Source organism: Virgibacillus sp. MG-45, assembly GCF_036409425.1.
GTDB lineage: Bacteria > Bacillota > Bacilli > Bacillales > Amphibacillaceae > LDC-1.
The window spans coordinates 52,585-76,868 of sequence record NZ_JAXOFU010000009.1 but is presented as its reverse complement, the minus strand read 5'-3'; the positions used below and the strand labels follow the sequence as shown (position 1 = coordinate 76,868).

Annotated in this window: 25 protein-coding genes; 6 read left to right on the top strand and 19 right to left on the bottom strand. The window is 38.4% G+C overall.

What is annotated here, in order from left to right; genetic code table 11:
• Positions 1–93: 93 nt before the first annotated feature.
• The 3 genes from SPK86_RS11015 to SPK86_RS11005 form a co-directional block, all read right to left on the bottom strand.
• Positions 94–816: a DsbA family oxidoreductase gene (locus SPK86_RS11015; protein WP_284140839.1), complete on the bottom strand. Its 723-nt coding sequence runs from the start codon at positions 814–816 to the stop codon at positions 94–96.
• 185 nt (positions 817–1,001) lie between these two features.
• Entirely contained in the window at positions 1,002–2,051 is a 1,050-nt protein-coding gene (gene fni / locus SPK86_RS11010) for a type 2 isopentenyl-diphosphate Delta-isomerase (protein WP_284140875.1), read from the bottom strand.
• A 136-nt stretch (positions 2,052–2,187) separates the two neighbouring features.
• Entirely contained in the window at positions 2,188–3,033 is an 846-nt protein-coding gene (locus SPK86_RS11005) for a VOC family protein (RefSeq protein ID WP_284140838.1), read from the bottom strand.
• Positions 3,034–3,350: 317 nt separating this feature from the next.
• Between SPK86_RS11005 and SPK86_RS11000 the strand changes: the two genes are divergently transcribed.
• Complete coding sequence (locus SPK86_RS11000; protein WP_330949364.1) at positions 3,351–3,902, top strand: HD domain-containing protein; 552 nt, start codon at positions 3,351–3,353, stop codon at positions 3,900–3,902.
• Between the two features lie 27 nt (positions 3,903–3,929).
• On the opposite strand, the gene rsgA is transcribed toward SPK86_RS11000, so the two are convergent.
• Complete coding sequence (rsgA, locus tag SPK86_RS10995; protein ID WP_443089776.1) at positions 3,930–4,979, bottom strand: ribosome small subunit-dependent GTPase A; 1,050 nt, start codon at positions 4,977–4,979, stop codon at positions 3,930–3,932.
• A 301-nt stretch (positions 4,980–5,280) separates the two neighbouring features.
• On the opposite strand from rsgA, the gene SPK86_RS10990 reads away from it, so the two are divergent.
• Complete coding sequence (locus SPK86_RS10990; protein ID WP_284140836.1) at positions 5,281–5,901, top strand: hypothetical protein; 621 nt, start codon at positions 5,281–5,283, stop codon at positions 5,899–5,901.
• A gap of 80 nt (positions 5,902–5,981) precedes the next feature.
• Here the strand turns inward: SPK86_RS10990 and SPK86_RS10985 are convergent, their stop codons facing one another.
• Entirely contained in the window at positions 5,982–6,806 is an 825-nt protein-coding gene (locus SPK86_RS10985) for an aldo/keto reductase (RefSeq protein WP_284140835.1), read from the bottom strand.
• Positions 6,807–6,917: 111 nt separating this feature from the next.
• Complete coding sequence (locus SPK86_RS10980; RefSeq protein WP_284140834.1) at positions 6,918–7,427, bottom strand: GNAT family N-acetyltransferase; 510 nt, start codon at positions 7,425–7,427, stop codon at positions 6,918–6,920.
• Positions 7,428–7,755: 328 nt separating this feature from the next.
• Here SPK86_RS10980 and SPK86_RS10975 point away from each other — a divergent pair, with 328 nt between their 5' ends.
• Positions 7,756–9,561 carry a methyl-accepting chemotaxis protein gene (locus SPK86_RS10975; RefSeq protein WP_284140833.1) on the top strand — a complete coding sequence of 602 codons (1,806 nt, stop codon included), beginning with the start codon at positions 7,756–7,758 and terminating at the stop codon, positions 9,559–9,561.
• Positions 9,562–9,859: 298 nt separating this feature from the next.
• Here the strand turns inward: SPK86_RS10975 and SPK86_RS10970 are convergent, their stop codons facing one another.
• Genes SPK86_RS10970 through SPK86_RS10960 form a run of 3 tightly spaced genes read right to left on the bottom strand, consistent with a single transcriptional unit; the run spans position 9,860 to position 11,793 of the window.
• On the bottom strand, positions 9,860–10,435 hold the full coding sequence (locus SPK86_RS10970) for a DNA-3-methyladenine glycosylase I (RefSeq protein WP_330949361.1): 576 nt from the start codon (positions 10,433–10,435) through the stop codon (positions 9,860–9,862).
• Entirely contained in the window at positions 10,428–11,270 is an 843-nt protein-coding gene (locus tag SPK86_RS10965; protein ID WP_330949360.1) for a sulfurtransferase, read from the bottom strand. The genes SPK86_RS10970 and SPK86_RS10965 overlap by 8 nt, the downstream gene beginning before the upstream one ends.
• 28 nt (positions 11,271–11,298) lie before the next feature.
• The gene (locus SPK86_RS10960) at positions 11,299–11,793 is read right to left on the bottom strand and encodes a GNAT family N-acetyltransferase (RefSeq protein WP_284140830.1); all 495 of its coding nucleotides are present in this window, start codon (positions 11,791–11,793) and stop codon (positions 11,299–11,301) included.
• Positions 11,794–11,922: 129 nt separating this feature from the next.
• On the opposite strand from SPK86_RS10960, the gene pepT reads away from it, so the two are divergent.
• Positions 11,923–13,152: a peptidase T gene (gene pepT, locus SPK86_RS10955; RefSeq protein WP_330949359.1), complete on the top strand. Its 1,230-nt coding sequence runs from the start codon at positions 11,923–11,925 to the stop codon at positions 13,150–13,152.
• 69 nt (positions 13,153–13,221) lie between these two features.
• On the opposite strand, the gene SPK86_RS10950 is transcribed toward pepT, so the two are convergent.
• Positions 13,222–14,409 carry an MFS transporter gene (locus SPK86_RS10950; RefSeq protein ID WP_330949358.1) on the bottom strand — a complete coding sequence of 396 codons (1,188 nt, stop codon included), beginning with the start codon at positions 14,407–14,409 and terminating at the stop codon, positions 13,222–13,224.
• Between the two features lie 106 nt (positions 14,410–14,515).
• Positions 14,516–15,124 (bottom strand): alpha/beta hydrolase, encoded by a 609-nt coding sequence (locus tag SPK86_RS10945; RefSeq protein ID WP_330949357.1) that lies wholly within the window; start codon positions 15,122–15,124, stop codon positions 14,516–14,518.
• 314 nt (positions 15,125–15,438) lie between these two features.
• Here SPK86_RS10945 and SPK86_RS10940 point away from each other — a divergent pair, with 314 nt between their 5' ends.
• Complete coding sequence (locus SPK86_RS10940; protein WP_284140826.1) at positions 15,439–16,500, top strand: D-alanyl-D-alanine carboxypeptidase family protein; 1,062 nt, start codon at positions 15,439–15,441, stop codon at positions 16,498–16,500.
• 63 nt (positions 16,501–16,563) lie between these two features.
• On the opposite strand, the gene SPK86_RS10935 is transcribed toward SPK86_RS10940, so the two are convergent.
• From SPK86_RS10935 to SPK86_RS10920, 4 genes are all read right to left on the bottom strand, one after another.
• A complete protein-coding gene (locus tag SPK86_RS10935) occupies positions 16,564–17,109 on the bottom strand; it encodes an HD domain-containing protein (protein ID WP_284140825.1) in 546 nt (181 codons plus the stop codon).
• 203 nt (positions 17,110–17,312) lie between these two features.
• Positions 17,313–17,765, bottom strand: coding sequence for a DUF2269 family protein (locus tag SPK86_RS10930; RefSeq protein ID WP_284140824.1), 453 nt, complete (start codon positions 17,763–17,765; stop codon positions 17,313–17,315).
• A 104-nt stretch (positions 17,766–17,869) separates the two neighbouring features.
• Positions 17,870–18,328, bottom strand: coding sequence for a nucleoside deaminase (locus SPK86_RS10925; RefSeq protein ID WP_330949356.1), 459 nt, complete (start codon positions 18,326–18,328; stop codon positions 17,870–17,872).
• Positions 18,329–18,411: 83 nt separating this feature from the next.
• The gene (locus SPK86_RS10920; protein ID WP_284140822.1) at positions 18,412–19,449 is read right to left on the bottom strand and encodes a PTS transporter subunit IIC; all 1,038 of its coding nucleotides are present in this window, start codon (positions 19,447–19,449) and stop codon (positions 18,412–18,414) included.
• Between the two features lie 260 nt (positions 19,450–19,709).
• On the opposite strand from SPK86_RS10920, the gene SPK86_RS10915 reads away from it, so the two are divergent.
• Complete coding sequence (locus SPK86_RS10915) at positions 19,710–20,255, top strand: nitroreductase family protein (protein ID WP_284140821.1); 546 nt, start codon at positions 19,710–19,712, stop codon at positions 20,253–20,255.
• Positions 20,256–20,304: 49 nt separating this feature from the next.
• On the opposite strand, the gene ddlA is transcribed toward SPK86_RS10915, so the two are convergent.
• From ddlA to SPK86_RS10895, 4 genes are all read right to left on the bottom strand, one after another.
• On the bottom strand, positions 20,305–21,405 hold the full coding sequence (gene ddlA, locus SPK86_RS10910) for a D-alanine--D-alanine ligase (protein WP_284140820.1): 1,101 nt from the start codon (positions 21,403–21,405) through the stop codon (positions 20,305–20,307).
• A 317-nt stretch (positions 21,406–21,722) separates the two neighbouring features.
• Positions 21,723–21,953, bottom strand: coding sequence for a CUE domain-containing protein (locus SPK86_RS10905; RefSeq protein ID WP_284140819.1), 231 nt, complete (start codon positions 21,951–21,953; stop codon positions 21,723–21,725).
• 84 nt (positions 21,954–22,037) lie between these two features.
• Positions 22,038–22,715: a response regulator transcription factor gene (locus tag SPK86_RS10900; RefSeq protein ID WP_284140818.1), complete on the bottom strand. Its 678-nt coding sequence runs from the start codon at positions 22,713–22,715 to the stop codon at positions 22,038–22,040.
• Positions 22,716–22,720: 5 nt separating this feature from the next.
• Entirely contained in the window at positions 22,721–24,097 is a 1,377-nt protein-coding gene (locus tag SPK86_RS10895; protein WP_284140817.1) for a sensor histidine kinase, read from the bottom strand.
• Positions 24,098–24,284: the final 187 nt, after the last annotated feature.

Sequence of the window (24,284 nt, the reverse complement as noted above, 5' to 3'; positions counted from 1 at the left end):
TTCATTTAAGCGTTGTAATTAATCAAATGACGATTGCAACATAAAAAAAGACACAACCTTTTTATTATAAAAGATTGCGTCTTTACTATCCTTTTATTTTCGCTTTACTTCACAACCTTCATCCGTACAGTAAGTCGTTTCTGACTGCTGTGGATTCAAGCTTTGTAGTACTGGCTTTTCATGTTGTTCTTGCCACACCCGTTCAAGGACTTCCGAAAACACCTCTACTGGCTGTGCCCCAGATACCGCATACTTTTCATTAAAGACAAAAAACGGTACACCCTGGACTCCAATTTCCTCTGCCTGTTTTTCATCAGCACGCACGTGGAAGGAATAGGTTTCTGAATGAAGCATTTCCTCTGCCTCTTCTCGTGACAGGCCGACTTCCTCAGCTAAATCCACCAATGTTGCATAATCACTAATTAGCTTGGAATCTGTAAAATATGCTTTTAATAATCGTTCTGTCATTTCAGCACCTTTGCCTTTTTTAGCAGCAAATTTAGCTAAACGATGGGCATCAAAGGTATTTGCTGGCTTCATTGAATCAAAATGATACTGTAAGCCTACCTCACTTGCCTGCATTGCAATGTTTTCATTCATCGTTCTTGCCTCTTCAACTGAAACCCCATACTTTTGAGAGAGCGCTTCATGGATGCTAATGCCAGGATTTTTTTCACCGTCTTTGTTTAATTCATAGCTTTTATACTCAATAGAAACATTTTTTGTATGTGGAAAGCTTTCTAATGCTTTCTCTAGTTTTCGTTTCCCTATATAACAAAATGGGCAAACAAAATCAGACCACACTTCAATTTTCATCATAGCACCTCATTTCTGTATGTTATTTTAGCATATTCCTTCATTAGGAATACATCATTGTGCTTATAGGAATGGAGCTATCGGAAAAAGATTATAGATTTTATTCCTTCATGCGCAGAATTTTTTAAAAAAGCATCGGTCAAATGGAAGCTCCAATTGACCGATGCATTGCAATGGGAAATGATTTATTCCTCTAATAAGGATTTCCCCATAATCGAAACACGCGTCGTATTTTTTAAGTCTGTTAACGTTTTTGCACCAATTCCAAACATCGTTATTTTTAATTCTAATTCGATTTGATCCATTGCTTGAATGACCGCTTCTGTTGACTCTGTTGCTGCTTGAAGAAGCTGACGCGCATAGCCAATCACATCTGCCCCAATGGTTATCGCTTTCGCAGCATCTACACCTGTTTTCATGCCACCGCTTGCAACAATTGGAACATTTCCGAGCTTGCTTTTCACTGATACGATACAGTCCTTTGTAGGAATTCCCCAGTTATTAAACGCTTCTGCTGCTGCCTTACGTAATGGATCCTGTGAGCGAAGCTTTTCAACCTGACTCCACGAAGTACCACCTGCACCTGCAACATCGATGTAAGCTACTCCTGCATTGTAAAGCTTTTCAGCTACCGTTCCATCAATACCAAAGCCAACTTCCTTTGCTCCAATTGGAACAGAAACATGCTTACAAAGCTGTTCTATTTTTGGTAAGAGCGAATCAAAATTCAAATCTCCTTCATCCTGAATTACTTCCTGAAGACTATTTAAATGTAATACAAGTGAATCCGCTTCTGTTTGATCCACAATACGTTGTGCTTCCTCTACGCCATAGCCATAATTTAACTGAACAGCACCTAGGTTGGCAATTAACGGAACCGTTGGCGCTTGCTTTCGTATAAGAAAGGAGTCCTGATGGGCATCACTTTCTAATAAGGCGCGAGTGGAGCCAAGTGCAATCGCCCACCCTTTTTCCTCTGCTGCTCTTGCAAGATTCTGATTGATATCTGTAGCAAGCTTCGAACCACCAGTCATTGAGCTGACTAAAAATGGTGCAGAAATTTTCTTATTTAAAAAAGATGTTCCTAGCTGAATATCATTAAAATTGATTTCTGGTAAAGCATTATGTATAAAAGCTATCCCTTCTAAGCCTGTTGATTTATTTATTCCTTCTACCTGGTCATTCAAGCAAAGACGAATGTGCTCCGTTTTCCGTCTATTAATTCCTTCCTCCACCATCTATGTCACATCCTATTGTCATGTTTTTCTTCTATTAGCTTAAAAAAGAACCCTCACAATTACCTTCATCATACCAAATATTTATGGAAAAGTAATTGAAGAGTTCGAAACTGTTAAGCAATCAAGGAAAATCTCAAAATAAAATAATATTTCCACTTGGATCTTGTACAGTATAATATTCACTCTGAGTGTTAACAGAATAGCCTAAATCTACTAAACGATGCTTTACTTTTTCTCTTTGCTCTTTTGACAACGCAACACGAAAGTATTTTATTCCTATAGAAAGAGGGTGAGGTTTTTTTCCACCCAGACTATTCCACGTATTTAATCCAATGTGGTGATGATAGCCACTAGTCGAGATAAATCGTGCTTGTTTTCCATAATTAGATACAACATCAAATCCAAATCCCAATGAATAAAATGCTGTCACCTCTTTTAAATCATGAACCTGTAAATGAATATGCCCAATTCTGGTTTCCTTTGGCAAACCCGACCACACGCTTTCTTCTGTCTCCTTCAATAAATCGTCAACATCTAGAGGCAAAGTTGCCATCTTGACTTCACTTTGTCCATTCCATTTCCATGTATCGGGGGCACGGTCAATATAAATTTCAATCCCGTTTCCATCTGGATCTGCAAGATAAATGGCTTCACTTACAAGATGGTCGGAGGCTCCTTGTATTGAGTAACCCGTCTTTAATAGGTGATAAAGTGTGCTAGCTAAGTCACGTCGCTTTGGCAGTAGATAGGCAATATGAAATAACCCTGTTTCCCCTGGATTTCTCGGAATTGGGTTTTCAATTTCTTCTATAGTTAACAAAGGGTCTATCCCATTAAGCGTCAAAGTCGCTTCTTTTTGCTTGCTTTCTAGCATATTAAATCCTAAAACCCCTTGATAAAATGAAAGTGAGCGTTTTAGATTACTCACTTTTAAATGGATATAATCGACATATATAGCAGGATATGAGTGAAACTCCATTACACGTATTCCTCTCCAAACAAATAATTTATTTTAGTTTACTTGTTTACCCATGGATTGAAAAGAAAAAAGGCTCAAAATAACTTGACAATGAGTAAAACAATATCTACATCTGGTGTGAGTGCTTCTCTTCATCCCTTCTTCCAGCCTCTATTCACTTCAGCACACGCCATTAAAATAGTACATGTGTGCTATAATAACATTATGCCTAAAATTGTTAATCATTACCAAAGGAAAATCACCATTCTAAAAGCTCAAAGGAAGCAATGCTCGAAACTCTTACACTCGATTTGTACCTTACCGAAAGGAGAACTAAAATGAAAAACAAAGCAAAATCATTTGCATCCCAGGCCCATAGCGGACAGGTTCGCAAGCATGGAAATGTTCCTTATATTACCCACCCAATTCGTGTAGCTGCATTACTAGAAAGCGCTGGTTGCCGTGATGAGCTTGTTTGCGCAGGGTATTTGCATGATGTCGTAGAAGATACTACCTGTGAGCTCGAGGATATTGAGAATGCATTCGGTTCCGTTGTATCAGCGCTTGTTGCCGCACATACCGAAGATAAATCGAAATCATGGCAGGAGCGGAAACAACATACAATCGATCTGGTTCGAACTGCAAATGAAGAGGTAAAACAACTCATTGTTGCTGATAAATTAGATAACTTGTTAGATATTGAAAAACAGTATAATGAAATCGGGGAGAAAGTGTGGCACTTATTTAATGCACCAAAAGAAAAACAGCAATGGTATTATGAAGCAATTGCTGCAAATATGTATATGGGTTATTCCAATCAAAAAGCGCCCGCATTTTTCCATGAATATGAGAAAGCGATACAACGGGTGTTTCATCCTAAAAATGACTAGCAGGCAAATACCTGCTAGTCATTTCATTTATTTCTTTTTCGTTTGCTTATAGTGCGATTTTTGTTGTTTCGTAATTTGCTTCCACTTACTTTTCTCAAGCAGCTTTGCTTTTTGATCCTGTCTTCTTTGTTCAAAGGCAAGCTCTCGTTGTAGCTTTAAATAGCTTTGATATCGCCCTTCAGATAATTCGCCTACAGCGATTGCTTCTTGGACTCGACAGCCGGGCTCTGTTTCATGCTGACAATCACGAAATTTGCAAGCTTCTGCAAATGCTTCAATATCTTGAAACGTTGTATCCAACGCTGTATCGCCATCCCATAGCTGAAGCTCTCGCATGCCTGGTGTATCAATTACCATTGCGCCATTCGGAAGAAGAAAAAGCTCACGATGCGTCGTAGTATGACGCCCTTTGCTATCATCTTCCCTTATTGTTTGTGTTACCTGTACATCACGCTCCATCCAAACATTGATAAGCGTTGACTTTCCTACACCAGATGATCCAAGTAACACGATCGTTTTTCCTTTTTCGATATATGGTACCAACTGCTCCAACCCTTGCCCTGTAATACTACTTATTGGAACTATCGGAATACCGATTGCAACTTCTTCTATTTTTTCTATTGCTTGTTCGACATCATCTAAACTACATTGGTCTGCTTTTGTTAATACAATAATTGGACTAGCACCGCTTTCATAAGTGGATAGAATATAACGCTCCATTCTTCTCACATTTAAATCGTGATTTAACGAATGGACGATTAGTACATAATCCATGTTGGCGGCAACCACTTGCGCCTCTGTCTTAAATCCGGCAGCCTGCCGAATAAATGCACTTTTACGCGCTAACAACCCGGTAATTACTGCTTTCTTTTCCATCTTAAGTTTTTGGACTTTCACCCAATCACCAACCGCTGGAAAATCTAATGTATCTGTTGCCTCATTTAAAAAACGACCACTTACATGTGCAATATATTCTGTTTCACCATCGGAAACTTGATAGCTATTTTTTTGTACAGTAATAACGCGCGCAAATTGTGATTCATCTTGCACCGATATTGCTTGGTCCCATCCAAGCATGTGTAATGGATTCAATTTTTTTCCTCCCTATTGGATGGAGGAAGCGTCTTTTTTATACGAACAGTTCCTCCATTTTGATGTAAGTTAACGTCATGCTTATTTTGCTATTGAAAATCATAAAACATCACTCCTTTCAAAATGGATGAACAATATTAGCTTTACTATACTATATTTTTATGCTAATTTAAAATGATTTTATATGAAAATATTTGTTACTTTTGAATTATTTACAAATATTCCAACAAAAGGTACAATAGGTAAACCTATGTATTTGGGCTAAAAGTAACAGGGAGGAATATTCATGGAAAATCAAACAAATCAAGATCACAAGGATACTTCCGTAGTAGAAGAAACTAAGGCCTCTGAGAACAACACTGCGAAAGATTACTTCCAATTCGTCAAAGAAACAATACAAACACCGGATTTAATTCTAAGCAATGATTATAAAGGCTATCATATGTTTGGTTTAATCAACATGATTGTATTCGTTGCTTTAATTATTCTTAGCGAATTTATTGGCACAATGACATTATATGGTGAGTTTTCATCTTATTTTACCTCCTTTGAGGATTACTTTGATCATTTTAGTCGTGCCATTTCCTATGCCATCGCTTTAGCTGCACTTTTACCCGTCTATAAATGGTATGCTGAGAAATTAGGAAGTAAACTTACTGTAAATTACTTTATGGAAAAGCTAGGTGCAACGTTTATTATTCCAGTAATTTTATTAGCTGCCTCGATTCCACTGGAAATCTTGGACATTCAAGTACACTATTGGCTATCGTCTCTAGGTCCAAGCTTTATGTATGTTGGTGTATTTTTAATATCCTATTTATATGTTGCACGAAACAATTTAAAAGTAGCTACTGTTTTCCTCTTTGCATTTTATTGTTTCTATCGAATTATTTTAATGCTTATTTAATAGAGGATTACAGAAAAAACCAGACAGTAGATCGAATCTTGTCTGGTTTTTTCAATGCTATAGACGATAATCAAGTTATATTAACGCATATTCATGTCGTTTGGTTCTGGTCCTTTTCGTTCATTTCGGTTAAGCTTCGCAATTTTATCCATGTCTTCCCCACTTAATTCAAAATCGAACACGTTAAAATTTTCCTCAATCCGTGATGGGGTTACTGATTTTGGAATCACAATATGGTCTGCTTGAAGATGCCAACGAATGATAATTTGTGCAGGTGTCTTTCCATATTGACTAGCAATCTCTTTCACCGTTCCATTGCCTAATACTTCTCCACCTTGCATAAGCGGACTCCACGCTTCTAAATAAATATCATGCTGTTGGCAAAAATCCTTTAATTCCTGCTGCTGCAAATACGGATGACATTCTACTTGATTTACAGCTGGAACAATCTCGCATTCGTCGATTAATCGTTGTAAATGTTCTATATTAAAGTTACATACTCCAATGGCTTTCACTCGTCCATCGTGATAAAGCTTTTCAAGTGCTTTATACGTTTCTACATATTCATCAAATTCAGGCGTTGGCCAATGAATTAAATAAAGATCAACATATTCTAGTCCGAGTCGATCAAGGCTAGCATCAAAAGCCTTTAATGTATTGCTAAATCCTTGGTCACTATTCCAAACTTTTGTAGTAATAAAGAGTTCTTCACGAGGTACATCACTATTTGCCAACGCTCTGCCCACACCTGCCTCATTTTCATACACCTTTGCCGTGTCAATCGAACGATAGCCTACCTCTAATGCTTTCTCTACTGCCGGAGTTGCTTCCTGATCTGGAACCTGCCAAACACCAAATCCCAACTGTGGCATTTTCACACCGTTATTTAATGTAACATATTTCATGACATGCACCCCTTCTCCAAAGAATTACTTTTAGTTTATCACAGAAATGCCCAACAAACGCAATTGTAATTCTACATTAATACGTATGCACTACGAAAATCTTCAAACTACTCAACTATCGTTCCAAAGAATTTCTCCGCACTGTTCCTCATAGTCAATATCTACTTGAAATGCGTGCTTTCTATAAAAATATGTTAATCGATCAAAATGGTCTGCATCACGTTCAGCAATATCGCCTGTAATGTATTGCACATTTTCTTCTCTAGCAATCTCTTTTAAATGTTTGATGAGCACTGATCCATAGCCTCTATTTTGCTTCCCTTTAATATCTGCAATATGGATCGTATGCGCATCCTGGAACTCGGCTTGAATTGCAGAATCCCAGTTCCCACGAAATGGATGCTGACAATCATGAAGCATTAACTGGCAAACCGTTTCATCACGATCCGCGTACACAACCACCCAACTGTCCTTTCTCGTTTGATCAATACTAATCACTTCATTTCTTTTAGCGATTTCTTTAATACTCTCCTTCATACGAAATAATTGCAGTTCCACATCATCAAGTGATTTTTTTATCTCTTCTTTACTTTTTTCTTCCTCTAAAAAGACGGTATCCATTCTATCCCTCCTCTCATATTAAGATGAGGCACTATTTTTCACCTATTGCTTCTCACTGTTTCTAAAAAACATTACTTAAACCCATTACTTTGCACTCTAGTCTGACGCTTTCCGCAGGAGTCTCCGTCTTTCGTTCAAGTACTCAAACTCCTTGGACGCTCCGTGATATTCGCTTCTGTCTTGAACACACAATTATGTATCTTACTAGAAAACATGGGGGGATTTCAATAAAAACGCTATAATTATCGCAAAATTTTAAATAGGACTAAATAATCAGTTCATTTAGCCGATATTAAAGAAAGGGAGAATAAAACTTTGGGGGATTTATATGAAAAAACTATTTCAAGCTTTTAAACAAAAGAGTCGAAAAATTAAAACACCTAAGATAAAAACGGAAAAAGCACAAAAAGAAAAACGTGTTCGCTTCAAACAAAGGAATTTCGCAAAAAACGTGAGCATAGGTAGAAAATATCTATCTGCATTTTTTATTGTAGCCATCCTATTTATGGTTGCAGGGTCTACTGTATTTATACAGCTTAATAGTACCGAAACAAACATTGAAAAAATTGATCAGCGAAGCTTACTTGTTAATGACATGGCAGAAATGGCTGCACTTATTCAAGTAAAGGATGTACAAATATCCGATTACCTGCTAACAGGGAGCAAACGGTATGTAGAGGCATTTACAACCTATCAGGAAAGCTTTAACAGTTTAACAGAAAAATTAGAGCCTCAATTAAAAACAGAGCACGAAAAGGTTATTTTTGCGAAGGTTAAAGAAAATGATTCCAAGATCAATGATATTTTCTTCGGTGAAATCAGTAGCGCAGTAGAAAATAAGCAAGAATATATGGCGATGTCCATTCGAAATCAATCTTCTGAGTTACGAACCGAAACGGTAGATTTAGTAAATCAACTTATGGATATTGTCAAAAAAGAACAAGGAACAGCAGTTAATAATACAAAAGCTAGCTTAACACTTATCACGATAACATTGGCGATAGCAAATACAATCGCCGTCATCATAGGAAGTATCCTAATGATTCTTATTAGCCGCAGAATCTCTGCTAATTTAAAGCAGGTTGTCGATATCACCTCTGAAGTAGCAAACGGAAATCTAGCGATCGAATCCATGCACTATGAAGGAAAAGATGAAATTGGACAACTAGCTGAAGCAGTCAACACAATGAAGAAGAATATCCGTAACATTCTTCTTAAGGTGACATCTGCTTCTCAATCGGTTTCGTCTCGAAGCGATGCACTTAAATTATCTGCAAATGAAGTTCGAGAAGGAAATGAACAAATCGCAACGACAATGGAGGAGCTATCATCCGGTGCAGAAACACAAGCAACAAGTGCTGCTGATCTTTCTGAATCGATGCGTGATTTTGTAGAAAAGGTACATCATTCAGAGCAAAATGGTCTTGAGGTTGCTACTAGTTCGAAGGAGGTTCTAGATCTTACAAAGCAAGGAGCCACCATGATGGAGAAATCCGTGGATCAGATGCGAAAAATTGATGCCATTGTTTCCCAATCCGTACAAATGGTACAAGGACTAGACAAGCAATCCAATGAAATTACGAGTCTTGTATCTGTTATCAAAGATATTTCCGACCAGACGAATTTATTATCCTTAAATGCAGCAATTGAAGCTGCAAGAGCCGGCGAGCATGGCCGTGGATTTGCCGTTGTTGCCGATGAAGTAAGAAAGCTTTCGGAACAAGTTGCATCATCGGTAGGAGAAATTACAACGATCGTTCAACGTATCCAAACGGAAACCGACCAGGTCGTTCATTCTCTAAATTCGGGCTATAACGTTGTAAAAGAAGGAACAAATCAAATTGAAGACACTGGTAAAAACTTTGAAGTGATTAATCAATCCGTTTCTTCCATGACGGATAAAATCAACTATATTTCTACAAATCTAAAAGAAATCGCACAAAATAGTGAGCATATGAATCATTTGATTGAAGAAATTGCTTCCGTTTCAGAAGAATCTGCCGCTGGAGTAGAAGAGGCTGCTGCTTCTGCGCAACAAACATCTAGTTCTATGGAAGAGGTGTCCAATAGCGCAGAAGAGCTTGCAAATTTATCAGAGCAATTAAATGAAGAAGTTAACGTATTCAAGCTGTAAAAAAGAATGGGGATGAGATCAAAATGTCTCATCCAAGAAACTCAAATGAATTAGTTGAAACTTTGATGTAGATTCTATTTATTAAATAAATGAATTTAGTGAGCAGTTGAAATCTTGATAAAAAAGATCGTTTTTTCTGCTTACGATGTATCGGCTCGTGCGTTCCTTGTCCAAGGGAACGCACGAGCCTTATAAGCATTTGGAACTGTCACACTTGTGCCTGTAGTAAAAGCGATCCCATTTCAAACTGCATATGCTTACAATAGCTTCTATTATATCTCAGCCTTATTCTTCTCATTTAGGTTTTTATGTTATTTGTAGGAGACAAATAACAATCATCTGTGTGATCATTAACCATTCCTGTAGCCTGCATAAATGCATAACATATCGTTGGTCCCACAAAAGAAAAACCTCGTTTTTTTAAATCCTTACTCATTTCTGTAGATGCTTTCGTAGATGTTGGTACATCATGGATATTTTTCCAATGATTAACGATTGGTTCACCGCCAACAAATTGCCAAATATATGCATGAAAACTGCCAAATTCTGCTTGAACGTTAAAAAACGCATTTGCATTTTGAACAACAGAATGAATCTTACGCTTATTGCGTATGATACCTGCATTTTGCATGAGTGTATCTTCCTTTTTAGCACTATAGTTGCATACGATTGACGGATCAAAATTCGCAAAAGCCTCCCGATACGCCTCTCTCCGCTTTAAAATTGTTAGCCAATTAAGGCCTGCTTGAGCTCCTTCAAGACAAAGCATTTCAAATAGCTTCTGATCGTCATATTGCGGGCGCCCCCACTCTTCATCATGGTAAGCAATATACACTGGCTCCCCTGTCACCCATGCGCAGCGCTTTTTATCCATGATGTTCTTCTCCTGTTCTTACTTCATTTTCTTCATAGGAAATCCAATCGCTAAAGCTGCCTGGATAAAGCGTTACATTTTGATACCCAATCATCTTTAATGCTAATATATTCGGTGTTGCCGATACACCAGAGCCACATGATACGATAATTTCTTTCTCTTTAGGTAACGCTGCAAAGTGCTGGGCTAAATCAGGATTACTTTTCCAACGCCCCTTTTCTGTTAGCACATCCTGCCAAAAGTAATGAACCGCCCCCGGAATATGTCCAGCTTTACGATACATTGGTTCCGTTTGACCTAGGTAACGCTCTTTTGATCGAGAATCAATTAAAATAGCGTCATCTTCCTTTAGCTTTTCTTTTAACTGTTTAATATCAACAAATGCCGTTTCATCTACTTGCGGCACAAACTGTTTTTTCGTTAGACTTGGGACAGTTAGAGTCACTTCATTTCCTTCTGCAACCCACCGTGCATAGCCTCCGTCTAATACATATGCTTTACGATGGCCTAACGTATGTAGCATCCACCATAGCCGTGGGGCAAACATGTGATTATCCTGATCATAAATAACCACGGTTGTGTCATGATCTATCCCTATATTCCCGAGCTTTTGCGCAAATTGATCTAAATCAGGAAGCGGATGTGTTCCACCATGCTTCAACGGCTTTCCGGACAAATCATGATTTAAATCTAAATAAACAGCATCAGGGATATGATTCTCTAAATATGCTTGTCTTCCAGCATCTGGATCAGCTAATTCAAATCTCGTATCCACAATCACTGTATTGTTATTCATCCGTCGCTTTAGTCGATCTGTGCTTATTAAATACGTCATGTAGCTCCTCCTTATTTTTAAAATCTTCCTACAATAATTTTGCCATATAAAACTCATCAAAGAAAGTACCATCAATCGATAATGAATCTCTTTTTGTTCCTTCAATGGTATAACCCATTTTTTGATAAAGTGCTACAGCTGCTTTATTCTCTGTAACGACGGTTAGCTCCAAACGATGGATGCAGACTTCTTTCGCCCAAGCATCAAGTTTTTCAAATAATGCTGTGCCAATTCCTTGTCCTCGATGTGAGGATAGAATTCCTGCGACAACATACATGCGATGCTTTGTTCTTGGTACTTTATTGCCAATTGCCATGACATATCCGACTAGCTTTGTATCTTTTTCAGCAACGAAAATCATACCATTCTCTTCTTGAACTAAAGAAACGATCAATTTACGCTGATTTGCTACACTTGTAACGCGTTCGTTGGCACCATACAACATAAATCTACTTTCTTTTTCTACTTCTTGGATAAGCTTTGTGAGCGCTTCTGCATCTTCTACATGGATCTTCCGAATCATGCATACCCCTTCTTTTTATGTTATTTTCAAATAGCATACATGGAAGTGGGATGTTCGTAAACATACTTCTACGTTAATTATGATAAAATGAAGAAAATAATCGCTGATAACGAAGAAGGAGCTGACATAATGAAGCAAGAATTAATCAAACGTTTGATTACGTATGCCAAAATAGATACACAGTCCAATGAAGACAGTGAAACAACTCCATCCTCACCTGGGCAATGGGATTTACTTCATCTACTCGTTGATCAATTGAAAGAAATCGGGATGAAAGAGGTATCATTAGATGAAAATGGATACTTGATGGCTACCCTCCCTGCTAACACCGAAAAGGAAATGCCTACAATCGGCTTTCTCGCTCATGTAGATACAGCGACTGATTTCACGGGGAAGAATGTGAATCCACAAGTAGTCGAGGACTTTGATGGAAATGATCTCATTTTAAATGAAGCATTGCATGTTGTTCTTTCTGGACGAGATTTCCCTGAGCTCCCTAGCTATAAAGGACATACATTGGTTACAACGGATGGTACTACACTACTAGGAGCTGACAATAAAGCAGGCATTGCTGAAATTATGACCGCAATGCATTATTTAATCAAGCATCCGGAAATTAAGCACGGAAAAATCCGGGTAGCATTTACACCGGATGAAGAAATTGGGCGCGGTCCACACAAATTTGATGTCGAGCGATTTAATGCCTCTTATGCATATACGGTTGATGGTGGACCTTTAGGCGAACTGCAATACGAAAGCTTTAATGCAGCCGCTGCCAAGATAACCTTTCATGGCAATAGTGTCCATCCAGGGACAGCCAAAAATAAAATGGTGAATGCTGGTAGAATGGCAGCGCAATTTATAAGTAAGCTACCAGACCAGGAAACACCAGAGCATACAGAAGGATATGAAGGATTTTATCATTTATCTTCCATTCATGGTGACGTCGAAAAAACAATCATTTCTTATATTATTCGTGATTTTGACAAAGAAAGCTTTAAGAACCGAAAAACAACCATCACACGGTTTGTTCAAGAAATGAAAGAAAGCTATGGTGAAAAAAGTGTAGAGCTTGAATTAACAGATCAATATTATAATATGCGGGATAAAATTGAGCCTGTTAAAGAAATCGTAGATATTGCATATCAAGCGATGAAAAATATCGGCATCACTCCAATTGTTCAGCCAATTCGTGGCGGCACAGATGGTTCACAGCTTTCCTATATGGGACTGCCAACACCGAACATTTTCACTGGCGGAGAAAATTTCCACGGAAAATTTGAATACATCTCAGTAGATAACATGGAAAAGGCAGCACAAACGGTTGTAGAAATTTGCAAGCTGTATGCAGAAAAATAGAACTAGAAGCGGCGATAAACACTGGTTCATTAATGGCATTCACCTTTCGTGGATGCCATTGCATTTGCGTTATTCTTTTAACAAAGCCGACAAAACAAGGCCAACTGATAAAATAGCAGCCAGACCAACAAAAGTACTGGAAATACTCCCCATCTCCATTAATGTAACAGCGATGAGAGGACCAATTGTAGCTCCAACGAAAAGAATAAACGCATACCATGCATTACTAATTGCTCGATGTTCTCCCCCTATTTTACCGATGTACATCATAATAAGAGGAAATACTAATGAAATACCGAAGACAAATACAACACTTGCTCCAACAACGATTGCAGCTATTTGTCCTAATCCCATACAAAGCAGTCCCAGCACAGCAATTCCGATAGCCATTCGAAGTGCTCGCACAATCCCCAGTCTACGAACAAAATGATTCGCAACAAGCGAAGCCACCATGCCAATAATCCCAATAGCCCGAACAAATAATACTTGCCGGTCTGACAGAAAATAGGGAGCATTCGTTAAAGTAGCCTCTAAGACCGTATACATCCCGATAAATGTAAGCAGGAGCAAAAAGGTAATTCCATAGCATAACTGAAAATCACGTTGCTGAAAAATTTTTGCCGACCCCTGAACAAATTGTTGCAGTCCTGCTTCTTTACTCGTATGCGCAGTTTTCGGTAGAATTCGTCTTACAGCAACATAAGTAACAAAATAGAAACAGCCAAACAATAAAAATACTGCTTGCCAATGAAACAGGGTGTTTACGATTTCAGCAATAACTTGACCGAAGATTCCTGCGGTTACATAGCCAAAGCTCATAAAACCTATCGCAGTGATCCGAAATCGAGCCGGAAAAAGTTCAAATACATATGCAAGTGCTGTTGGTGCGAAGGTGGCGGCGACAAATCCTTGTATCCCTCTTAAAATAACGAGCCACACAAAATGATCGATAAATCCGATTATAAAGGTGATGAGTGTAAGCAATGCGAGGCCTAGAACAATGATCTCTTTACTCCCAAGACGGTTAGCAAGAATCCCAAAAAATAGGAATCCAATTGCATAACAAAAGGAAAAACTTCCACTCACCCACGTAGAAGTTGCTGTACCCACTTCATATGTAAGAGAAAACACATTGTAAAGTGGCGTCGTCACATATACGCTTGAGACAATCACAAGTGCACACCAAAAGAACAGTATCGTATATAACGAAAAATTCATTTGGTGCGCTTGCTGACGTGAAGCTTCACTCGATGTCACTCCGATTCCCACCCATACTTTTTCCTATATATGTATGAATAAAAAGCGGAGTTGTGCATCTCCCTCTTCATGCACAAGGACTTAACAATCCTTTTTTATTCATTAGCTATTTGAATAAGCGCTTATACCATTTCGCAGCTTCAATAATCTCTCCTCTTGTCAGTTGATGTCCTTGTTCATCCCAATATACTTGAACGGATGCGCCAGCTTCGGAAAGCAAAGCAGCTAAATCCTCCGTTTCTTGCGCAGGGCAAATTGGGTCATTCTTTCCTGCACCAATAAAAACAGGCAGATTCTTCATAAGCGGTAAATCTACACCTCTTCTCGGTACCATCGGATGCAGTAAAATAGCACCCTGTAATACATTCTTATAATGAAAAAGTAAGCTTCCTGCAATATTGGCTCCATTTGAATAGCCCATCGCTACGATATTGTTCCGATCAAATTCATACTGTTCAGCGGCATAATCCAAAAAATCGGATAGCTCCTTTGTTCGGAAAAGCAAATCTTCTTCATCAAAAACGCCTTCAGCAATTCGTTTAAAATATCGATTCATTCCATTTTCAGATACATTTCCTCGCACACCAAGAATTGACGCAGTTGGATCGATAATTTCGGCGATTGGTAGTAAATCATTCTCCGTACCGCCAGTTCCATGCAATAAGAGCAAGGTTGGTTTTCGTTCATCCTGTCCCTTTTTATAAAAATGCTTCATAGCTTCCCTTCCTTTTCCTTTAGATATAATTTAAATTTAACCCGCTGGCAAAAGAAATGCAAAGCAGCTACTCTTTTTTGCCTAATTATGCCTATTGCAGAAAGCTAAATATATGTGAGAAAATATAAGTTAGAGATACAATGAAACTTCAATCAAGGGACTTCTTTCATCCACTGATTGTTAGTTGAATACAATCGAACATGTGACTTTCAGTTTTCCCTCTTATCCTCATAAAAGGGTGGTACTGCCAGTTACATGTCAGAGAAAAGTATGATTTACGGTGATACCGTAACAACAGCAGGGAGATAATGATTATGTTCAACAAGTATTGTCGCACCTTCATTCTAATGGCTTTAACTATACTCATTGCCACAGCTTGCAATGCGACACCCAACGAGCCTACCGATACGAAGGAAAACGTTTCGGAAACAGCTACCCCTAAAAATCCAGATTCACAGCAAAACCCGCAAGTTGACAAACAGGATGATACAACAAATAAACCAACGCTTCCTTTCTCGGAATTACAGAAAGGAGATACCGGAAAACAAGTATCAAATTTACAGCAGGTGCTCATACAAGCAGGCTATGCTATAAAAAATACAGACGTATATGATTCGGAAACAGTTTGGGCTATAACTGATTTTCAAATGCAAACAAGTAAAGAAATGATTACTGGAATTTATACGTTGAAAACGAAGCAGCTTTTGGAGAAGGTGTTAGCTAATCAACTAGCAATTACACCTGGTAAGGCTTTACCGTGGAAAAAGTCGGAGCTAACTGCAGATAAAAAGGTAGAAGTTTCGAATCCTTATGAGATTCTCGTTTTAGTAAATAAATCACATGCATTGCCTGAAACATTTATTCCAGAGGATTTGGTAACACCAGCTGTTCGCTTTCCATTTTCAGAGGATCTCCCTAAAAAGCAAATGCGAAAGCCTGCGGCAGAAGCGTTAGAGAAAATGTTTGCAGCTGCAGATAAAGCAGGAGTTGATTTATTTGCTCAATCCGGATATCGTTCGTTTACAAGACAACAAAGTATTTTTGCAGCGAACGTTAGCAAAAACGGGGAAGAAGCCGCCAATAAATATAGTGCAAGACCTGGAGAAAGTGAACATCAAACCGGCTTAACGATGGATGTTACAAGCCCAGCTGTTAGCTTTGATCTAATTATTGAATTTGGAGAAACTCCGGAAGGGAAATGGATTCAAACGCACGCAAGCGAATTTGGATTCATTATTCGCTATCCAAAAGGAAAAGAGGAAATTACAAAGTATCAATATGAGCCATGGCACCTCCGCTTTGTTGGTAAAAAAGCAGCAAAGGAAATCACGGACAATAAGCTCACACTTGAAGAATACGTAGAAAAGCTAAATTAAACGCACGCAAATGATAAAGAACGTAAATACGGCATTGATGGATGTATGAATAAAACGATGAGCCTAAGCCATTTCTTTTTTAGAATGAGAGATACGCTTAAGTTCATCGTTTTCAATTTTATTATCTAAGGCACGTATCCGTTCTAAAGCGACGTGAAATTCGATTGTTCGATAATGGTGGTTTCCACCTGATTCTTCATCTGCTTCGTCAGCAAGACTAACAATTCGTTGCAATGGTTTAAGCTCGAGCTGTCCTTCTGGTAAATAGGAATCTGTGTGTAGTAAAATGGCCACCGCAATTTCCTTTGCCGCATGCCGATCTTCACCAACACGAATTAACAGCTTGTGCGCTCGGTTCGCACCTTTAATTGCATGAATATCATTTTCCTTATAAAGCTCATAATCCCATTCGCCATCACGATACCATGTATAATGACCAATATCATGGAGTAGACCTGCTTTCGTTGCATGATCAGGATTTACATTAAAGCGCTTGGCAAAAATATAGGCGTATTCTGTTACTGCAACTGCATGTGCTATCCCAGAACGTTTTAAATATTTCTGTGTTATCGGATGTGTAAACACTTCTTCCAATGATACCTTTCTCATTTGCTTCAACCCCCTTTTATAACCTATTAAGCGGAAATACAATTAGTGAATTGAACAAAATATATTGTTATCGAATATAGCATGTTCAATAAATGATTGCAATATATAGTTCCCGTTTTTTAGATGTTTCAAACTTTTTTAAAAAAATCATTAAATAAAAAAGAACGCTTTACATCACTTTGTAAAAACGTTCCTTTCCAATGTTAAAATGGTTTCCATAGCATTAATATAACGATAATAAATAGCATACTATTTTCAACATGCTCCGCTAAAAAGAGCTTTTTTGACATGAGCTTATAATCCGTTGGAATCTCTTCTCCCTCATGTTCTGCTAACAACGCTCTAATCGGTCTTGATAGCGGAGATAAAACGAAGGGTCCCATAGCTAAAGCTACGATGAATAAAAAAAGGCTTCCGACAAACCATCCCTTTGCAAAAAGAAAAGGATGCAACAGCCCCATTCCTAGTCCGGTGATGAGCAATAAAATGCCACCCACCATAACAACTACATGCATCCTACTTCGAATTTCATAGGCATGCTTTAGTTCTGTCATCGTCTTTGCCTTCGTCACGATAAATGTCAGCATAAACCCAGGACCAATCGCAATTATAGCTGAAAGCACATGAATAAAAACCAATATTTCATATAGCATCATGCATGTCCCCCTAACCTCTTATCTTCCATTATCCGCCCATAAATACAGGGAACAAATTAAAACAGATTAAACGGAAAATCGTGTGCTCAAGAAAGTAAATCTATTTATTTCTGCTTTCTTTCCCATAGCTTCATTGGATCATCCTGTCCATTTTCTAATGGCATCGAAATCATTTCAACCGTTTTCCGATCTTCTCGTTGATGCTTTAAGTCATGATAAAGAATGGTCGACGCATCTAGTCCAACTTCTGCTGCCTCCTCCATCGATGAACAATAATATACCTTTTCTATCCCAGCAAAGAACATAGCTGTATAACACATTGGACATGGTTCGCCGCTCGCATACATAATATGGCCTTGTAAATTATTCGTCTGTAATTTTTCTTGAGCACGACGAATAGCTAACAATTCAGCATGTCCACTTACATCATGCTTGATATGCAATTCATTCACACCTTCAGCAACTTCTTCTCCATCTTTAACGAGCACTGCTCCGAACGGCTGACCGCCTGCACGAACGTTCTCTAATGATAGGTCTACCGCACGCTCCATAAATTTATCCAACTTCCATCCCTCCCTATTTTCTCATTGTCATTAGCATAAGCGAAATAAAGCAAAAATTCCAATCTAGAAAAGAACCATTATATTTATTCATAGACAATCTTCATGTCCCCAGCCTTAATCCAGCCAAGCTTGCGAAACCACTCTGAAATGACGAGGCTAATGAGAGCAGGTGCAATAATGTGCAACATAAGAATGATCCAAAACAACTGCCACGAAAAACCCATTGCTTCAAACGTCATAATTTGACCGACAAATCCACTCGTCCCCATTCCAGCACCAGACGGGTTATTAATTAAGTTGAACCAAACGGTTGCAAATGGAGCTAAGATTGCTCCTGCAATTGTCGGTGGTAGGATAATAATCGGCCTTCTTAAAATATTCGGTACCTGGAGCATAGAAGTTCCAATCCCTTGTGCAAGCAATCCCCCAAATCCATTTTCACGATAGCTCGAAACAGCAAAACCAACCATTTGCGCAGAGCATCCGACCGCCGCCGCACCTGCTGCAACCCCATCAAGACCGAGCATGAGTGCAATTGCCACACTTGAAATAGGAGCTGTTAAAGCCCACCCCATCAGAACAGCAACTAAAATCCCCATCAAAAAAGGCTGCTGTTCAGTTGACCAATTAATCAAACCTCCAAACCAAACCATAAAAGAATTGATCGGCTGTCCAATCAAGGTTCCTGTAATAAATCCTGCCGCAATCGTTATAAATGGTGTGACAATAATATCCACCCGTGTTGTTTTATAGACAAGCTTTCCAATTTCTGTTGCAAATAAAGCGGTCACATAGCTTCCAGCTGGCCCACCTAAATCTGCCCCAAAAGCACCTGCGAAAAGAGCAGAAAACAATACGAGCGGTGGAGCCTTCAAGCCATATGCAATCGCTACGCCAATTGCTCCCCCCATTATTTTCGGATCCATTGCAAATGTACCCATTTCGACTAGGTATGCACCAACGGTTGAAAATTGATAAGAAGACAACTGTTCACCAATTGTTTTAATAATCAATCCAATAATCAATGAAGAAAATAATCCAAGCGCCATGTAGCTTAACGCGGTAATTACATACGCACGTAGAGAAAGTGAAACCCCTTTTTTCTGCAAAAATGCCTTCACTAAAAATCCCCCTATTGTGAAATGATTCACATGATTTGTATTACAATTTCCCAGTTGAATCGAAATACCATCTCTTATTATTACTTGAATCTTTGTACGAATCAAGTCCTTTACTCGTATATCATAAAACGACCTGCACAATCATACATTACTTTACCAACTTTTTCATCTAGTTGCATTATGAAACTAGATGAATTACAATCTATAGTTGAGAATGATTATCATTATAGAATAATGGGGCATTTAAAGGGGAGATAGATATGGATAGCATTGCGACAATTATTAAAGATCGTCGATCAATAAAAAAGCAGTATACGAAACAAGAAGTTACAGAAGCAACCGTCCTCGAGCTTCTTAACAATGCCGTTTGGGCGCCAACACATGGGATGCGCCAGCCCTGGCGGTTTATATTCATCGATGCCGAACATAAAGCAGCATTCGCTAAGCAAGTGGCTGCCACCTATCCTGAAGAAAAACAGGAAAATCGGGAAAACTATTTAAATGAACCACGTGCAATTCTAGTTGTTATTATGGAAGAGCCTGATAATCAAAAGCAATGGGAAGAGAATTACGGAGCAACTGCGTGTATGATACAAAATTTTTGGTTGCTAGCATGGGAAAAACAGCTAGGCGTTGTGTGGAAAACAAATCCACATATTTATGATCCAAACGTAAAAGCGATTCTTGACATACAAGAAAACGAAAAAATAGTTGGTTTCCTTCACTTAGGTTATTTTGATGAAAAGCCTATTCGAAAAGAGCGTATTCCAGCAACAGAAAAATTCTCAACCTATAAAGGCTCATAATATAAAGCAAGTGACCAGCACTGTGTAGGCTGGTCACTTGCTATTTTTTTTATTCCCAAACAGAGCTTTTCAAGCTCTGATCCCGTTCATGTCGTTCAATTGCTAAATCGATTAGCTTATTAATTAATTGTGGATAAGAAATACCTGTTACTTCCCAAAGCTTTGGATACATACTAATCTTTGTAAAGCCTGGTAATGTATTAATCTCATTTACATACAATGCACCCGATGCAGTTAAAAAGAAGTCTACTCGAGCAAGCCCCTCACATTGAAGTGCCTCGAATGCCTGAACTGCTGTTTGTTGGACCTTAGCTCTTAAATCAGGAGATAGATTAGCCGGAATGGCTAAATCCGCTCCCTTTTCATCAATGTACTTGGACTCATAGGAGTAAAACGCTGTTTGTGGTAAGATTTCTCCCGGTAGTGATGCAATCGGATTCTCATTTCCTAATACAGAACACTCAATTTCTCTTCCAACCACATTTTCTTCAATAATTACTTTATGGTCATATTGGAAAGCAACTCTAATTGCTTCGTAAAATTCCGCTTCTGTATCTACCTTGCTTACTCCAACTGAGGATCCTTGGTTCGCTGGCTTAATAAACATTGGTGTACCAAGATCATTTGCGATTTCAGTATAATTGATTGCATTTCGCTTCGCGCTTGTGAAGGAAACACCTTTCGCTACTTGAATACCTGCATCCTGCAAGAGGCGTTTTGCAATATCCTTATCCATACAAATCGATGAGCCAAGCACACTTGGTCCTACAAATGGCAAGTTGGCAAGACGCAGCATTCCTTGAAGGCTACCGTCCTCTCCCAGTGTTCCATGGACAATTGGAAAAACAACATCCAATTGCTCTAATACACTTGCATTTGCTGCATGGATAAGCTGGTGTTCAGAAGTTCCTGGAACAATTGCCACCGGATCATTTGATTTATTTAATTGAATTAGTTTGGGGTTCTCCGCATTTAGTAAATAGGACGAGCTATCATTTAAATGCCACTTTCCTTGCTTATCAATCCCAATTAACACAACATCGTATTTTTCTTTATCAATGGCATCTACAATGTTTTTCGCAGATTGCAAGGATACTTCATGCTCTGCTGATTTTCCACCAAATATAATACCAACTTTCGTTTTCTTCATTATCCAAACCCTCTCCAAAAAATGTCTTACTACCATGCTATTCCCAACGGCGGAAAAAGGCAATAACTAAAATATTTCCTTATTCCCTACCCTTAAAATAGCATACTTCGGCTAGATTAGAACAGAAAAAATGCAAAGCGAATTTTCGATATAAAAGGATGAAAAAAGAGAGTGCAGATAAATTCACACACTCTCTTCTATCATAAAAGTTTTAATGAACGGGGTTCTTCTTTCTCCCCCACTTCTCCTTCCTACCAATTACATGCAGGATAAAAGATAACATATCAGGTTTGAATTATAAAATTACATGTAAGGCGTTAAAATGCTCCAGCATCCTGCATTGGAGATTGCTGCCAGTTACCATGACAGTTTTGATACATTTGTTCTAATTGCTCATCCTGTACATTCGGATGCATTTCTTTCATGAATGGGAGCATTTCTTCAAAGCTCCAGCCTTCTAAATTATTATTACCATGAGCAAAAGCGATATTCCCTATACCAAAAACGAGCGTAGCTGCTAAAACAATGCCTACCATTTTTTTCTTCATTGTTTTACTCCTCCCTTCGACTTTATCCTAACGAAAATTTATCGAGAAATAATGAAGAAACAATGTCGAAAATAGGAACAGCATTTAAGGTTGCGCATTTATCCACTTATACCCAATGCCCCATACTGTTCTAAAATGGTCATCTATAGGAAATCCAGCCTGGCGAATTTTTTCTCTCATATTACGGACATGCGAATCGATGGTTCGCCCTTCCGTATGAGAATCATATCCCCAAAGGAGTTCAATCAATTGTTCTCTTGAAAAAACACGGTCTGGATTTTGCATGAATTTCCCAATCATCGAAAACTCTTTCGGCGTCATTTTAATCTGCTTTCCCTTATACAAAACCTCAAATCGATCTTTGTCCCATACTAAACCATTCACTTCTACTCGATCTTGCGGTTGAACTCTACGAAGTAATGCCTCCATACGAGCCAAGAGTTCACCATCATTAAAAGGCTTCGTTATATAATCATCTGCCCCAAGCTTTAGTCCCTTCACAAGATCCTCTTGCTGATCACGTGCAGTCACCATAATAATTGGTACGTCTGAAAATCGCCTAATTTCACCACAAAGCTCCCATCCGTTCATATCCGGCATCATAATATCGAGCAAAACAATATCAAACACATCTTCTTTGAGTTTAGACAACGCCTCTTTAGCCCCTAAAGCTTTTTGACAAATGTAAGAATGAGGTCGCAAATACAAGGCAAGTAAATCAAGCATTCTTTGCTCATCATCAACGATTAATACTTTATACATAATAATCACCTCTTGGACAAATGAATTCGCACTTTTGTTCCAGCTCTTTGTTCGCTCTCAATATGAATGCTTCCTCCATGTGATTCAACAATTTCTTTGGCAATCGATAACCCTAAACCGATGCCGCCGCTTTTACGCGATCTTGACTTTTCTACACGATACAACCGATCAAATATATAAGGAAGATCTGCAGCGGGAATTCCTTCCCCTTCATCTTTAATAATGACAACAACTTCGTTTGGCTCATCAACTACTGAAACGGAAACACTTCCTCCAGTTCGAGAATGCTTCCTTGCATTATCTAAAATATTCATCAACACTTGCTGCATCCGCTCAGGATCTATAAAAGCAGTTATATGTTGCCCACAGAAAACCTTAATTGAAAGCTGTTTTTCATCAAAGACGGGTTGCATCCGCTCCAATACTTTTTGAATAATCGAGCAAAGCTTTACATGTTGTTTTTCAATCACAAAATTATGCTGATCCATTTTCGCCAAATCAAACAATTGCTTAATTAGCGCTGTCAGCTGCTCTGCTTCTTCTCGAATAACACCGGCATATTCGACAACCTCTTTCTGTGATAAGTCCTGTCGATTGATAATATCCGCATATCCTTTTATATAAGTTAATGGTGTTCGAAGCTCGTGAGCAATACTTGCTAAAAATTCATTTCTCGCCTGTTTCATTTCCTCCAGATCATTCGACAGCTTTGTAATCGAATTTGCTAACTCACCAAGCTCATCCTGACGAGACGTAGTAAGCTCTACCTTATTTTCCCCAAGACTAAGCTTTTCTGTTGCCTCCTTCATTCGAATTAACGGAAGCGTGATAACACGCGATAAAATTAAAATTGCGACAATCGTTAAAAGAACCGTTATGACACTAATAACAACAAATTGGTTACTTAGCTGATCGACAATCTTCTTGACATAACTTGTATGAGCAAACATAAATACATGCCCTTTATGCTTATCGTTGATTGTAATAGGACTATCTGTAGCGATATACATGCTATCTTTCCATTGGTCTTCTACAACTTCTCCTTTTTTGGCAATCGCGGTACCTTCTGAAAGCTGTATTACTTGCATCATTTCAGAATCAACATGCTCAGATGACTCCAAGACATTTCCAGCTTCGTCTGTAATTACAACGATAAATTCAGAAGCAGATTCCATTAGACTAACGTGCTCCATTGTTGTTTGATCAAATTTACTTTCTAACACATCTCGATGAGAATTCCCTCTTGCTAATAGCCCACCCATTACCTCATCAATACGATCATTTTCTAAATTTATATACAAGATAAAAAACAACAGCGACTCAATAATTACGATAAATCCAAAAAACAACACACCTATTTTTACAGAAAGTTTATTTACCATCGTTTACCTCTCTGGTCATTGAAATTTTTGAATTATCCAATCTAATATGTAGGTTTCTTGACGTTACCTAGGTTAATACAAAAGTATCAAGAATTGATGCAGAACACCAACTATAAACCTTTTTTGTTATTCAAGTGTAATCCAATCTGCAGATATTCTGCATTTTTTTTGGGAATTCTTTGATGTG